General features: G+C 72.2%; 13 protein-coding genes. 9 read left to right on the top strand and 4 right to left on the bottom strand.

Annotated elements, in window-relative coordinates:
• Nucleotides 1–2: 2 nt before the first annotated feature.
• The 3 genes from ACIGWZ_RS34325 to ACIGWZ_RS34315 all read right to left on the bottom strand — a co-directional run bounded on the left by ACIGWZ_RS34325 (nucleotide 3) and on the right by ACIGWZ_RS34315 (nucleotide 3,952).
• Nucleotides 3–314, bottom strand: a complete 312-nt coding sequence (locus tag ACIGWZ_RS34325) for a DUF6406 domain-containing protein (protein ID WP_400071022.1) — start codon at nucleotides 312–314, stop codon at nucleotides 3–5.
• A gap of 27 nt (nucleotides 315–341) precedes the next feature.
• Nucleotides 342–1,661, bottom strand: a complete 1,320-nt coding sequence (locus ACIGWZ_RS34320) for an SUKH-4 family immunity protein (RefSeq protein WP_400071020.1) — start codon at nucleotides 1,659–1,661, stop codon at nucleotides 342–344.
• A 164-nt stretch (nucleotides 1,662–1,825) separates the two neighbouring features.
• A complete protein-coding gene (locus tag ACIGWZ_RS34315) occupies nucleotides 1,826–3,952 on the bottom strand; it encodes an ATP-binding protein (protein WP_400071018.1) in 2,127 nt (708 codons plus the stop codon).
• 535 nt (nucleotides 3,953–4,487) lie between these two features.
• Between ACIGWZ_RS34315 and ACIGWZ_RS34310 the strand changes: the two genes are divergently transcribed.
• The 8 genes from ACIGWZ_RS34310 to ACIGWZ_RS34275 all read left to right on the top strand — a co-directional run bounded on the left by ACIGWZ_RS34310 (nucleotide 4,488) and on the right by ACIGWZ_RS34275 (nucleotide 10,717).
• Nucleotides 4,488–4,898 (top strand): RidA family protein, encoded by a 411-nt coding sequence (locus tag ACIGWZ_RS34310; RefSeq protein WP_400071016.1) that lies wholly within the window; start codon nucleotides 4,488–4,490, stop codon nucleotides 4,896–4,898.
• Nucleotides 4,899–5,221: 323 nt separating this feature from the next.
• Nucleotides 5,222–6,043 (top strand): HipA family kinase, encoded by an 822-nt coding sequence (locus tag ACIGWZ_RS34305; protein ID WP_400071368.1) that lies wholly within the window; start codon nucleotides 5,222–5,224, stop codon nucleotides 6,041–6,043.
• Entirely contained in the window at nucleotides 6,040–6,435 is a 396-nt protein-coding gene (locus tag ACIGWZ_RS34300) for a DUF3037 domain-containing protein (protein WP_400071014.1), read from the top strand. The genes ACIGWZ_RS34305 and ACIGWZ_RS34300 overlap by 4 nt, the downstream gene beginning before the upstream one ends.
• A gap of 204 nt (nucleotides 6,436–6,639) precedes the next feature.
• Nucleotides 6,640–7,401, top strand: coding sequence for a 3-oxoacyl-ACP reductase FabG (gene fabG / locus ACIGWZ_RS34295; RefSeq protein ID WP_400071012.1), 762 nt, complete (start codon nucleotides 6,640–6,642; stop codon nucleotides 7,399–7,401).
• Nucleotides 7,402–7,418: 17 nt separating this feature from the next.
• Nucleotides 7,419–8,189 (top strand): SDR family oxidoreductase, encoded by a 771-nt coding sequence (locus tag ACIGWZ_RS34290; RefSeq protein ID WP_400071010.1) that lies wholly within the window; start codon nucleotides 7,419–7,421, stop codon nucleotides 8,187–8,189.
• Nucleotides 8,190–8,328: 139 nt separating this feature from the next.
• Nucleotides 8,329–9,294, top strand: coding sequence for an aldo/keto reductase (locus ACIGWZ_RS34285; protein WP_400071008.1), 966 nt, complete (start codon nucleotides 8,329–8,331; stop codon nucleotides 9,292–9,294).
• Between the two features lie 135 nt (nucleotides 9,295–9,429).
• The gene (locus ACIGWZ_RS34280) at nucleotides 9,430–10,104 is read left to right on the top strand and encodes a uracil-DNA glycosylase (protein ID WP_400071366.1); all 675 of its coding nucleotides are present in this window, start codon (nucleotides 9,430–9,432) and stop codon (nucleotides 10,102–10,104) included.
• Between the two features lie 97 nt (nucleotides 10,105–10,201).
• Nucleotides 10,202–10,717 carry a hypothetical protein gene (locus ACIGWZ_RS34275; protein ID WP_400071006.1) on the top strand — a complete coding sequence of 172 codons (516 nt, stop codon included), beginning with the start codon at nucleotides 10,202–10,204 and terminating at the stop codon, nucleotides 10,715–10,717.
• 36 nt (nucleotides 10,718–10,753) lie between these two features.
• Here the strand turns inward: ACIGWZ_RS34275 and ACIGWZ_RS34270 are convergent, their stop codons facing one another.
• Nucleotides 10,754–11,341: a TetR/AcrR family transcriptional regulator gene (locus tag ACIGWZ_RS34270; protein ID WP_400071004.1), complete on the bottom strand. Its 588-nt coding sequence runs from the start codon at nucleotides 11,339–11,341 to the stop codon at nucleotides 10,754–10,756.
• Between the two features lie 80 nt (nucleotides 11,342–11,421).
• On the opposite strand from ACIGWZ_RS34270, the gene ACIGWZ_RS34265 reads away from it, so the two are divergent.
• Nucleotides 11,422–12,651 carry an FAD-dependent oxidoreductase gene (locus ACIGWZ_RS34265; RefSeq protein WP_400071002.1) on the top strand — a complete coding sequence of 410 codons (1,230 nt, stop codon included), beginning with the start codon at nucleotides 11,422–11,424 and terminating at the stop codon, nucleotides 12,649–12,651.
• Nucleotides 12,652–12,703: the final 52 nt, after the last annotated feature.

Below are 12,703 nucleotides of genomic sequence, written 5' to 3'. Positions count from 1 at the left end.
GCCTACCCCTGTACCGCTGTACCGCCTTCGCGTACATCCTCTCCGGTTGGGGACGTCGCGACGCGGCGCAGCATCACGAGCCAGTCGTCCTCGCTCGGCCAACCCGTCAAGTCGGTGAGCTGCCATGTCTCGGCGCCCACGGGGAAGGTCTCCCCGACACGGAGGGTGTGGATCCGCACCTCGGTGGCGACGGTCACGAGCCGGACCCTGACCGAGGCGTCGGACTCCCGGTAGATGTCCTGCACCGAGAAGCGGGCGTTCTCGCGATGTCGCTGAATCCCGTGCCAAAGAGCCACCGTGTCGGCGTTGCTCACTTCGCATCCTCCCGGCGGATGGGGCGATCAGAACAACCCGTGCCACATCTGCTCGACGATCACCGACCACCAGTTCCTCGGGTCGTCCAGGGCCGACGCGTCGATGGCGACGAGTTGCTCCTGGAAGTCGGCGACGGCGCTGCCCGCCAGGATCGGGTCGAGCGCGATCATCCTCTCGCGCGTGGTGTGCATCAGCGCGAGGGAGCGGACGAAGGCGGACACCGAGGCGTTGACCCGGCGGCCCGCGCCGCTTTCCGGAGTGACGGCCCAGAGCTGGCCGACCGGCTCACCCTCCAGATCGGACCCCGTGCACTGGACGGTGATCAGGGCGACCCCGTCGGTGCCGATCCTGACGTGACCCTCCAGGGACGCGAGGGAGTCGGGGCTCGCCTGGGAGCCGACCTCGCGCAGATGCGCGGCGGCATTGCCGAACAGGCCGCCCGGAAGCCCCGCCTCCGGGCTGTCGGCCGTGAAGAAGAACGGGATGTCGGTCGGAAGCCCGGCCCGTGTCAGCGTGCCCTTGGTGGCCTCGGGGAGCGGGGTGCCCGCCACGACGTCGGCGTCGTAGCGACGTACGTCGTCAGCGCCGAAGGCCTCCGTCAGCTCGTGGCCCAGGGCAACATCGCTGAGCGGCTCGGCCGGCTCGACGCCGGTCGGCACCGGCGCGCGGTGAGGCCGTGGCGGCGGCTGCTGCCCCGCGATCCGGTGCGTCTGCTCGACGTGCTCGATCAGCCCGGCGACCGCCTCGGCGCGCTCCTCGCCCCGCAGGCCGTACTCCTGCGTGCAGGAGAACCGGGCGTTGGGGTAGACACGGCCGATCAGCCGGCCCGGGTACCCGCCGGGGAGCAGGCTGGAGCTGAGGTCGGTGTGGATCGCAACCACGTTCTGAGCGGGGACGCCCAGGCTGTCGAGCTCCACCATCGCCTGGTACTCGGAGTGCGGCTCACCGGGGGCGGAGTTCTTGAAGAGGCTCGTCTCCTCGCCGGTGCGCGGGTCGACGTAGGTGATGACCGTGGTGTTGCCGGGGCCGGTGACCGGCGGCTGCGCGGGCGGCGCGGCCTCCTGGCCGCCGCCGTGCTTTTGCTGATACATCCGCACGACCTCCTCGACCGGCACGGACGGCCAGGTGCTCAGCTCGCCGGTGTGGCGGTCGACCACACCGCAGGAGTGGCCGATCGTGGCCGGCGGCCGGCGCTTGCCCGTGACCGGGTCACGCTCGAGCGGCGGGGCCGCGGCCCACACCACCCAGCCCAGATCGAACTCCTGCATCCGCACCTCACGGTGCGCCTGTCCCTCGGGGTTGAGCCACCCCTCGGCGGTCGCGAGCGCCTGCTCCTGGCTGATCACGGGAATCCCTTCGAGTCTTCGGGCGGACGGGGCCGGTGCGGCCGGGGTCGGTGCCGGGCGCGCTCCGCGGCCTCGTCCGAGTGGGCCTGGGTGCAGGCGGTCCGGTGCGGGCACCTTCGAGAGGCTTCGGGCCTCTGAGCCTAACGGCCTGCGGTGGGTGGGTGTCAGGCGGTCGGGTGGGCATCGGGCCCGGGGGCTTGTGGAGCCTGTGCGGCTTCCGGCTCGGGCTCGGCCGCCCGTGGGTCGGGTACGGAGCGCCGAGCGGTCGTGGCATGGGGCTGCGCCGGGCGGATCTGCAGCGCCTTCACACCGCTTTCCGTGGCAACAAGGAGGATGCCGTCGGGGGAGAGGTCGGTTCCCGTGAAGGGCGAGGCGGAGATCAGGGCCGTGACGATCTTCTCGTCGCCCTTCTGCTCGCCGCGACGCCAGACGCGTACATAGTCGGCGCCGCGGCTGAACCCGAGCGGCCCCGTGGCGCGCTCGTCATCCGAAAGGCGCAGGATCCGGGCCGGGTCGGCATCGATGACGGAGCCGGTGGCGAGGTCCTGCACCAGCACGGCGGGGGCCTGGGGATCGTCGGCCTTCAACGGGCGCGAACCCGGGGTGCCTCGAGGCACCGCGCTCACCGCGACCGCGAGCGGGGCCGACTCCGGAGGCTCCTGCCCCGCAGGGGCCTCCGCGGCGCTGTCCGACGCGGCCGCGGACGGGGGCAGTTTGCCGACGGTCACGGCGTCGACCCCGGCGACCGGCACGCTCCACAGGGTGTGCCAGGGAAGCTCGGGCACCGTGCGGCGCAATACCGCCGCATACTCCAGCAGTCCGTCTTCGACGAACGCGGTCTCCAGGAGCGCCGCTCGAAAGAGGGCGGGTGCCTGGGCGCGGGTGAGCAGCGGGGCCGTACGCAGATATGTGCGCGCCGGTGCGTCCAACCGCTCCGGGGGTACGGCCTCCACCGCGGCGCGCAACCGCACCGGCTCGGCGTGGGTGAACAGGCCGGGGTCGGTGAGGAGCCGGGGGAGCAGACCGGCCTCCAGGGTGTGTCCCGCGATGTGATCGCGAACGTACGTCCCTGCCTGCGCCCAGTCCTGATGGGGTACGGCCTCCAGCAACTCCATGGCGATACGCGCCTGAGCGCCCGGAACATCCGGAATGCCCGCCCGAACGGCCTCGCCGATGCCCGGGTGCTGCAATCCAAGGAGCGTCCGCTCGCCCTCGGGGATGCCTTCGCCGGCCCTCTCGATGGGGCGGACGAAGGGGGCGGCGAGCAGCATGCCTCGCGCCATGTCCTCGCTCATGTCCCGCCCGGCGACGGCGGAGGCGAGCGGGGTCAGCAGGTGCACGGGCAGGCCGTCGCCCTCGGCAAGGGCGAGGGGCGCGAGGAACTGCCGCAGGATGCGGGGGTGGGTGTCACGTCGCTGGGCGTGCAGATCGAGCACTTCGCCGACGCTGCCGGGCAGTTGGCTCTCATCCGCCGGGTCGAACCCCTCCGGGTGCATCAGGATCGACTGCACGGCGAGATGCACGGTCAGGCGGCTGCCCGCGCCGTCTTCCGCGTGCCGGGCGATGTCCTCGGCGAGCGCGCGTCGAGCGTCGGGATCGGTCGTGAACGGCAGTTCCGGGGCGCCGAATTGGGGATTGAGCAGCGCCTCGGCCTGCAGCACAAGCCCTTCGGGGTCGGCCCACTCGGGTGCGTCGAGGTCGATGATCTGGGCCACGCCGGGCGGCAGGCCCTCGGCGAGCTCGACGGCGAACTCCCGGGGCACGTCGGCGAGAAGGCGTACGGACTCGACGGCGGCGAGGGGCTTCAGCGCGTCCCGCACCACGCGCGCGGGCTCACCCGCCCCCCGCACCGGACCGGCCCGATCCACATCCGGCACCACGATCGTCACCGGCCGCCCGGACAAAGGGAGTTGACCGAGTTCGGGAAAGATGTCGGCGGTGCGGGTCGCGGACAACTCGTAGTGATCGGCGAGCAGCCACAGGGTCTGCGCTGCCGTCAGCCCGGCGACGCTCGGCACCGCGGGTGCGGGCAGGTCCGGAGGCACGGTCGCCGGATCGAGGGCGTCCAGCTCGAGCCCCATGCGATGCTCCGGGTCGCAGAGCATCAGGAACCCCGTGAGCAGCCGCGAGCACCCGGCGCCCGGACTTCCGGTCAGGATGACGACCCGAGGCGCGCCCGGCCTCTCCATCCGCCACGCGGCGAGCGCGCGCAGCGCGGCATTGCGCCCCCCGATGTAGGGGTGGGGCTCATGGGCCTTGGCCTGTTCTGGGGCCTGGGTCGGGCTGGTCATTGTCTCCCCGTTGTCCTGTCCGTCCGGCACCGTCAAGTCGTGTTGACCGTACGTCGTTCATCCTAGGCGCGTCGCACGGGGTGAATCGCACCCCGGCCGCCGCTTGTCCCCCACGTGTGGCGCGGCGCCGGCGACACGGCTCGGTGATCGATTCCGGCGGGGCGAGCTCGTACACCGACGTGGCGCCGACGTGCCGTTCGACAGGCGTGGTGGGAAAGCGCGCGGGCGACCTCACGGGGTGTCTGCGGCCACCCCGTGAAACGTTCGTACCCGCATCATGCCGCACCCCACTGACAACGCCCCTGACCTGTCGGTACCGAAGTCGTGGCCGGTCGCTGCGCCACGACAGGGGGCACGAGGCGACGTGGAGGCTGACCCCGATCTGGCGGTTGCCGACCTTTCCCGGGGTGCCGGAGTACACGGGCCCTCGGGAATGGATCACGGCATTCCGTGGCTGTCCTGCAGGGATCGCCATCGAGCCGGCGATTGCCACCACTCGGCCACACAGAAGCAGTATTGAAGGAGTGTCACCACCATGTCCGTTACACCGCCCGCCGCCGAGCGTGTACGCGTCTCCGCGGAGCCCGACTGGTACGAGTCGGCCGGCATATCGCTGGGCATCCGCGTCGGGAATCTGGTCTTCACCTCGGGCCAGGCCCCGATCGACGCCCAGGGGGCCACGGTCGGCGCCGGGGACTTCGAGGCGCAGGCCCGCCAGGCGCTCGCGAACCTGTCGACGGTATTGACGAACGCGGGCTCCAGCCTCGCCGACGTGGTCAAGGCGACCGTGTTCGTCACCGACATTGCACGGCAGGACGTCTTCGCCAAGCTGCGCGCGGAACATTTCCCCGACAAGCCCCACCTCGCGGAGTCGTTCGTCGAGGTCTCCTCGCTCGCCGACCCCGAGTGGATGATCGAGATTGAAGCCATCGGGCTCGTCCGGTGACGTGAGGGACCCAAGCGGTCGGCTCCCGAAGTCCTTCGGGGGCTGACCCCTGGGCCTGGTGGGTGTGTTCCGCTGCGCCGACGGCGGCTCGGGCGCTCCTCGCCGATCGTCACGCTCGGTTACTATGCTGACTTCATGCCGGAGGCCGGAGGCAAAGGGCGCGCCGTCATTGACGGGCTGCTCGGAAGGGGAGGGGAATCGGTATGCCAGTCGAAACTCCCCGGATTCTCCCCAGGGCTGATTGCGGACGATCCCGTGAAATGCACCCCTTGATGCGAGGCCGTGGAATCTAAGGAAGATGGCTCGTGGAACCTGCGAAAACGCTGAGGGAGGTCGTTGCGACCCGCTATGTCACGCCCTTGCGTGAGGGCGGCTCGCTCCCGGGGATCGTCGAGGCCGACGACCTCGGTACGTACATCATGAAGTTCACCGGTGCCGGTCAGGGCCGCAAGACGCTGGTGGCCGAGATCATCTGTGGGCTGTTGGGGCGTCGGCTCGGGCTGCGGGTGCCGGATCTGGTGCAGATGCAGCTGGACCCCGTGATCGGGCTGAGTGAGCCCGACCAGGAAGTGCAGGAACTGCTCAAGGCCAGCGGTGGACTGAATCTTGGGATGGACTACCTTCCCGGGTCGCTCGGTTTCGACCCGCTCGCGTTCGAGGTGAGCTCGCGCGAGGCGGGGCGCGTGGTGTGGTTCGATGCGCTGATCAACAACGTCGACCGGTCGTGGCGTAACCCCAACATGCTGGTCTGGCACGGCGAATTGTGGCTGATCGACCACGGCGCCACGATGATCTGGCACCACAACTGGCCCAGCGCGGAGAAGGCCGCCGTCAAGCCCTTCGACGCCTCCGACCATGTGCTGGCCAGTTTCGCCCCGGACATCGCCGGGGCCGCCGCCGAGTTCGCGCCGCGTATCACCGAGGAACTGCTTGCCGGGATCGCGGCCGAGGTGCCCGACGAATGGCTGGTCGACGAGCCGGGCTTCGATGCGCCGGACGAGGTGCGCCGGGCCTACGTCAGGGCGCTGCTGGCCCGCGCCGAGATGATCAGCGACCACATCACCATCGGGGACCGCACCGAGGACACCCCCTCGAAGGCACCGGAATGGCTGGCGGGCAAGCTGCCGCGGAGGGTAGTGAAGTGAGCGGTCTGCACAATGGGCGCGATGTTTTCGAGTACGCCCTGCTGAAGGTCGTCCCGCGGGTCGAGCGGGGCGAGATGATCAACGCCGGCGTGATCGTGTACTGCCGGGCGCGGCGCTTCGTCGAGGCCCGTACGCATCTGGACGAGGCCCGGCTGCTGGCCCTGGACCCCTCGTGCGACATCGACGGTGTGCGGGTCGCGCTCGCCGCGGTCGAGGGCATCTGCCACGGCGGCGCGGAGGCCGGACAGGCCGCGGGGGACGACGCGGGGCGCCGCTTCCGCTGGCTGATCGCGCCGCGCAGCACGATCGTCCAGCCGGGCCCGGTCCACACCGGACTGACCACCGACCCCGCCGCCGAGGTGAAGCGGCTGCTGGAGCTGCTGGTGCGCTGAGCCGCCGGAACGCCGCGCGAGGGCGCCGGGCCCGCCTTCGGACGGGACCGGCGCTTTTGCGTCGCGTGAGGTGGGTTACGGCGTGGCAGGGGGGCGTTGACAGCGGGTGGTCGGGCTTCTAGCGTCAGCCCTACTAAGCGGTTGCTCACCTGTTCGAGCGGTGCGGCGAGCCGCTTTCGAGGTTTCGAGGTGAGGAGAACCCGCATGTCCACCACCGAGCAGCGCGTCGCCATCGTGACGGGCGCGGCCCGCGGTATCGGCGCGGCCACCGCCGTACGCCTGGCCGCCGAGGGCCGTGCCGTCGCCGTACTCGACCTCGACGAGGCGGCCTGCAAGGACACCGTCGAGAAGATCACCACGGCGGGCGGTAAGGCCATCGCCGTCGGCTGCGACGTCTCCGACTCGGGGCAGGTGGAGGCGGCGGTCGCACGGGTCGCGGCCGAGCTCGGCGCGCCGACCGTGCTCGTCAACAATGCGGGCGTGCTCCGCGACAACCTGCTGTTCAAGATGAGCGAAACCGACTGGGACACGGTCATGAACGTGCATCTGCGGGGCGCGTTCCTGATGTCGCGGGCCTGTCAGAAGCACATGGTCGACGCCAAGTTCGGCCGGATCGTCAACCTCTCCTCCAGCTCGGCGCTCGGCAACCGCGGCCAGGTCAACTACTCCGCCGCCAAGGCCGGTCTGCAGGGCTTCACCAAGACCCTCGCCATCGAGCTCGGCAAGTTCGGCGTCACCGCCAACGCCGTCGCCCCCGGCTTCATCGCCACCGACATGACGGCGGCCACCGCCGAGCGCGTCGGCATGGGCTTCGAGGACTTCCAGGCCGCGGCCGCCACCCAGATCCCGGTGCAGCGCGTCGGCCGGCCCGAGGACATCGCCAACGCCATCGCCTTCTTCACGGGCGAGGCGGCCGGATTCGTCTCCGGCCAGGTCATGTACGTCGCCGGCGGACCGCTCAACTGACCACAGGAGTACAGGACATGACCGAGCAGGACAACGGGCTCCCCGAGCTCTCCGGCAAGGTGGCGCTGGTCACCGGCGCCAGCCGGGGCATCGGCTACGGCATCGCCGAGGCCCTGGTGGCCCGCGGCGACCGGGTCGTGATCACCGGCCGCAACGAGGACGCCCTGAAGGAGGCCGCCGACAAGCTGGGCGCGGACCGGGTGATCGGTGTCGCCGGCAAGGCGCACGACGAGGCCCACCAGGCCGTCGCCGTGGACCGCGCGATGGAGGCCTTCGGTCGCGTCGACTATCTCGTCAACAACGCCGGTACGAACCCGGTGTTCGGTCCCATGGCCGACCTCGACCTCGGCATCGCGCGCAAGGTCTTCGAGACCAACGTCATCTCGGCGCTGGGCTTCGCGCAGCGCACCTGGCACGCCTGGCAGAAGGACAACGGCGGCGCGATCGTCAACATCGCGTCGATCGCCGGCCTCAACGCCTCGCCCTTCATCGGCGCGTACGGCATGAGCAAGGCGGCGATGGTGAACCTGACTCTGCAGCTCGCGCACGAGTTCGCGCCGGTGGCCCGTGTCAACTCGATCGCGCCTGGGGTCGTCAAGACCAAGTTCGCGGCCGCGCTGTACGAGAACCGTGAGGAGGAGGCGGCGGCCGGCTACCCGATGGCGCGGCTCGGCGTCCCGGAGGACATCGGTGGGGCCGCGGCCTTCCTGTTGTCCGACGCCTCGGGGTGGATCACCGGGCAGACGCTGGTCGTGGACGGCGGGCTGTTCCTCAACGCCGGGGTCTGAGGGCTCCCGGCGGGGGCAGTCCGACCGCGGGGCCGCGGGCCTTGCGTTCGTGTGCGCTCCAAGAGGCAGAGTCCGTGGTGCCGGTCCCGTTCGGGGCCGGCACCACCTGCGTCAGCGGACCCTGTGAGGGAGACACGCCATGCACCACCGCAGCCTCGGCGGCGATCAAGGGCCCCGGATCAGCGCCGTGTGCCTGGGGGCGCTGCCGTTCGGGACCACGGTCGACGAGCCGACCTCGTACGCCATCCTGGACCGCTTCGCCGAGGCCGGCGGCACCTTCGTCGACACCGCGAACAACTACGCCTGCTGGGTGCCCGGCGCGACCGGCGACGAGAGCGAGCTGCTGCTCGGCCGCTGGCTGCGCAGCCGGGGCGCGGCCGGCCGTACGGTCCTGGCCACCAAGGCCGGCGCCCGCCCGGACCCGGCCCGCGGCGACCGGTGGCCCGCCAACGCCGAAGGGCTGGCCGGGCCCGTGCTCCGCGCCGCGCTCGAGGGCAGCCTGCGCCGCCTGGGCACCGACCGGGTCGATCTCTACTACGCGCATGTCGAGGACCGCGGCGTCCCCCTGGAGGAGACCGTGGAGGCGCTGGCCGGGCTTGTCCGGGACGGCAGGGTGGGCGCCCTCGGTGCCAGCAACCATCCGACGTGGCGGCTTGCCGAGGCCCGGACGGTTGCCGCGGGGCGCGGGCTGCCCGGCTTCCGGGCCGTACAGCAGCGGCACACCTATCTGCACCCGCGCCGGGACCTGCCGCCCGGGCTTCAGCGGGAGACCGACGAGGAGCTCCTCGACTACGCGGCCGCGCACCCCGATCTCACCCTCCTCGGCTACTCGCCCCTGATGGCGGGCGCCTACACTCGCGCGGACAGGCCGCTGCCGGAGCGCTACGACCATCCGGGCTCGGTGGTGCGGCTCCGGGTACTGGCGGAGGTCGCGGCGGAGTGCGGGGCCACCCGGAACCAGGTGGTGCTGGCATGGCTGATGGGCGGGCCGGTGCCGGTGGTGCCGGTGCTGGGGGTGAGTTCGGTGGGGCAGCTGGACGAGTGCCTGGCGGCGCTGGACCTTGAGCTGGATCCGTGCCAGCGAGCCCGGCTCGACACCGCTTGAGCGCACCGCCGCAGGTCCGCCGGTCCGCGCCGATGCCCGGATCCGGCGCCCGCGGACCGCGTTGTCAGTGGTCGCCGGTAAGTTCTGATGGTGAGAACGGAACGCACAACGGAGGTTGTTGACGTGGTGACCGACATGCTGCCCGAATCCTGGCGCGGGGTCCTCGGCGAGGAGTTGGAGAAGCCCTATTTCAAGGAGCTGACCGATTTCGTCGAGGAGGAGCGGGCCAAGGGTCCGGTGTACCCGCCCCGCGAGGAGGTCTTCGCGGCGCTGGAGGCCACGCCGTACGACCAGGTGAAGGTGCTGGTCCTCGGGCAGGACCCGTACCACGGAGCGGGGCAGGGGCACGGCCTGTGCTTCTCCGTGCAGCCCGGCGTCAAGACGCCGCCGTCGCTGCGCAACATCTACAAGGAGATGAAGGAGGAGCTGGGCCACCCGGTTCCCGACAACGGCTATCTGATGCCGTGGGCCGAGCAGGGCGTGCTGTTGCTGAACGCCGTCCTCACGGTCCGCGAGGGCGAGGCCAACTCCCACAAGGGCAAGGGATGGGAGAAGGTCACCGACGCGGTGATCCGCGCGGTGGCCGCCCGGCCCGACCCGGCGGTGTTCGTGCTGTGGGGCAATTACGCCAAGAAGAAGCTGCCGCTGATCGACGAGGAGCGGCATGCGGTGGTGCAGGGCGCGCACCCCTCCCCGCTGTCGGCGAAGAAGTTCTTCGGCTCCCGCCCCTTCACCCAGATCAACGAGGCGATCGCCGCACAGGGCCACACCCCGATCGACTGGCGCATCCCCGACCTGAACGCTGCCTGAGCCACAGCCTCCGGCGCGCCGCCCACCGCGCGCGGAGGCTCCCCCCGGCGGTTAGCGTCGGGGGGAGGGACGGCGAGCGAGCGCGGGGTGAGTTGCGGTGACGGAGGAGCGGCCAGACGAGGCGCCCCTGGACGGCGTGCTCATCCGGATCGGCCAGGCGATCATGCTGCATCGCGCCGGCGACCGGGAAGAGGCCCGCAACCGCCTCTCCGAGCTGTGGCACGAGATCGGACCGCAGGGTGACGCCTTCCACCGCTGCACGCTCGCCCACTACATGGCGGACACCCAGGACGACCCCAGGGACGAACTCGACTGGGACCTGCGCGCCCTCGAGGCGGCCGAGGGCTTCGTCACCGAGCGTGCCGCAGGCACGGACACCGGCGCCCTGTGCGCCTTCTTCCCCTCGCTGCACCTCAACCTCGCCGCCGACTACGTCGCCCTCGACCGCCCGGCCGACGCCCGCGCCCAGTTGCTCAGGGCCCGCGCCTCGACCAACGGTGTGGCGGACGGCGAATACCGCCAGGGGCTGAGGGAGGCCATCGACCGGCTGGCGGTGCGGCTCGAAGGCGGCGGGGGTGGCGGCTGGGGCGGGGGCTGGGGCGCGGAGGCATAGGCCCCGGGAACCGGCCGTCCCCGCAGCATCCCCGGGCTATCCCCGCAGCATCCCGTCCAGGAGTTCCGCGCACGACGCGCGCAGCGCGGCCCGGCTCGGCACGGCGCCGTGGAATTGCCCCGCCGTACAGGAGAACAGCATCCCGTCGCACCAGGCGATCGCGCTGAGCGCATGCCGCTCGGGGTCGGTGGAGCCGGCCGCCGTCAGCAGCGCGACCATCGGCTCCCGAAAGGCCCGCCCGGCCCGGTCGTACAGGGCCCGCAGCTCGGGCCGGCGGCCGGCCTCCAGAGCCAGCTCGTAGCGGGCGACGAGCAGCTGCCGGTGGCCCGAGAGGTAACGGTGCAGGGCCAGTGCCAGCGCGTCGGCGACCGCCGCCGGGGTGACGTCCGTGGCGGGTGGCATCTCGCTCGGGGTGAGGACGGCCGCCTCCCGCTCGGCCAGCCGCCGTACCGCCGTCTCCAGCAGCGCCGCGCGGGTGCGCGCGAGATTCGAGGTGGAACCCTGCGGCAGCCCGGCCGCCTCATCGACGGCCCGGTGGGTCAGCCCGCGCATTCCGCGTGCGGCGAGCAGGGCCAGGGCGGTGTCGGCGATCCGCTCATGGCGCGGCGTACTGCGAGCGTTCATGGCAGGTGAGCCTATCGCGCCGACTACAGCTGTAGTAGCGTGAAACTACAGTTGTAGTTACGCGGGCAAGGGGAGGGATCATGGGTCGACGCACCGCCCTCGTGATCGGCGGCGGAATCGGCGGACTGACCGCCGCGGTGGCCCTGGACCGCCGCGGCTGGGCCGTCACCGTCCTGGAGCGCGCCGCGGTCCTCGAACCGGGCCGCGCATCCGGGCGCGAGGCGAAGAACGGAGGCGGCGCGCGGCGAAGCGGGGCGGGGATCGGGCTGGCCGCCAATGCCCAGCGCGCCCTGGACGCCCTCGGCGCCGGCGACGCGGTCCGCGCCCTGGCTGCCCCGCAGATCAGCGGCGCGCTCTGCCTCCCCAGCGGCCGGCGGCTGGCCCGGATGGACACCGCCGCGGCCGCCCGGCGCTTCGGCGGCCCGGTCGTCGTCGTCCACCGCGCCGAGCTCAGCGCCCTCCTTGCCGCCCGGCTGCCCGAGGGCGTCATCCGCACCGACGCCGCCGCCACCCTCGTCGACGAGGGCGATCCGGCACCCGGCGGCCGGCCGGCGCGGGTACGGATCCGTGCGGAGGAGCTGACCGCGGACCTCGTCGTGGCCGCCGACGGCATCCACTCCGCCGTCCGCAGCGCCGTCTTCCCGGGCCATCCCGAGCCCCGCTACGCCGGTTTCACCGCCTGGCGCTTCGTCGTGCCCGCCCCCGACGGCCCGTACCCGGCACACGAGACATGGGGTCCCGGAAGCCTGTGGGGCTCGATTCCGCTGACCGACGGGCGCGTCTACGCCTACGCCACCGCCGCCGTGCCGCCCGGCGGACGGGCCGCCGACGGCGACGAACGGGCCGAACTGCTGCGCCGCTTCGGCGACTGGCACCACCCGGTCCCCGCGCTGCTGGCCGCCGCGGACCCCGCCGCCGTCCTCCGCAACGACGTCCGGACCGCGGCCGCCCCGCCGCCCGCCTTCCACCGGGGACGCGTCGCCCTGCTCGGCGACGCCGTCCACCCCATGACACCCAACCTCGGCCAGGGCGGCTGTCAGGCCATCGAGGACGCCGTCGTGCTCGCCCACGAGACCGCGGCGGACGGCGATCTCGGCGCCGCGCTCACCGCGTACACCCGGCAGCGGCTGCCGCGCGCCATGGAGGTGGTGCGCCGGGCGGAGCGGATCGGCCGCCTCACCACCTGGCGGTCCCGGCCGGCCTGTGCGCTGCGCGCCGCCGGGATGGCCGTCACCGCCCGGCTCGCGCCGGATCTCGCGCTGCGCGCTCTGGACGGCATCGCGGACTGGCGCCCGCCGACCGCCACGTAAGCTTCCGGCACACCGGGGTCATCCGGACCGCGGCACCCCGCGGCGCCGCCCG

It is taken from the genome of Streptomyces sp. NPDC053427, from assembly GCF_044544985.1.
Classification (GTDB): Bacteria; Actinomycetota; Actinomycetes; order Streptomycetales; family Streptomycetaceae; genus Streptomyces.
Note: the sequence above shows the minus strand (reverse complement) of the source record. Positions and strands in the feature narration are given on the sequence as shown.

Excerpts from the sequence above, each read along its gene's own strand:
- ACIGWZ_RS34315 (WP_400071018.1), bottom strand. The coding sequence starts at position 3,952 with ATGACCAGCCCGACCCAGGCCCCAGAACAGGCCAAGGCCCATGAGCCC.
- ACIGWZ_RS34310 (WP_400071016.1), top strand. The coding sequence starts at position 4,488 with ATGTCCGTTACACCGCCCGCCGCCGAGCGTGTACGCGTCTCCGCGGAG.
- fabG (WP_400071012.1), top strand. The coding sequence starts at position 6,640 with ATGTCCACCACCGAGCAGCGCGTCGCCATCGTGACGGGCGCGGCCCGC.
- ACIGWZ_RS34290 (WP_400071010.1), top strand. The coding sequence starts at position 7,419 with ATGACCGAGCAGGACAACGGGCTCCCCGAGCTCTCCGGCAAGGTGGCG.
- ACIGWZ_RS34285 (WP_400071008.1), top strand. The coding sequence starts at position 8,329 with ATGCACCACCGCAGCCTCGGCGGCGATCAAGGGCCCCGGATCAGCGCC.
- ACIGWZ_RS34280 (WP_400071366.1), top strand. The coding sequence starts at position 9,430 with ATGCTGCCCGAATCCTGGCGCGGGGTCCTCGGCGAGGAGTTGGAGAAG.
- ACIGWZ_RS34270 (WP_400071004.1), bottom strand. The coding sequence starts at position 11,341 with ATGAACGCTCGCAGTACGCCGCGCCATGAGCGGATCGCCGACACCGCC.
- ACIGWZ_RS34265 (WP_400071002.1), top strand. The coding sequence starts at position 11,422 with ATGGGTCGACGCACCGCCCTCGTGATCGGCGGCGGAATCGGCGGACTG.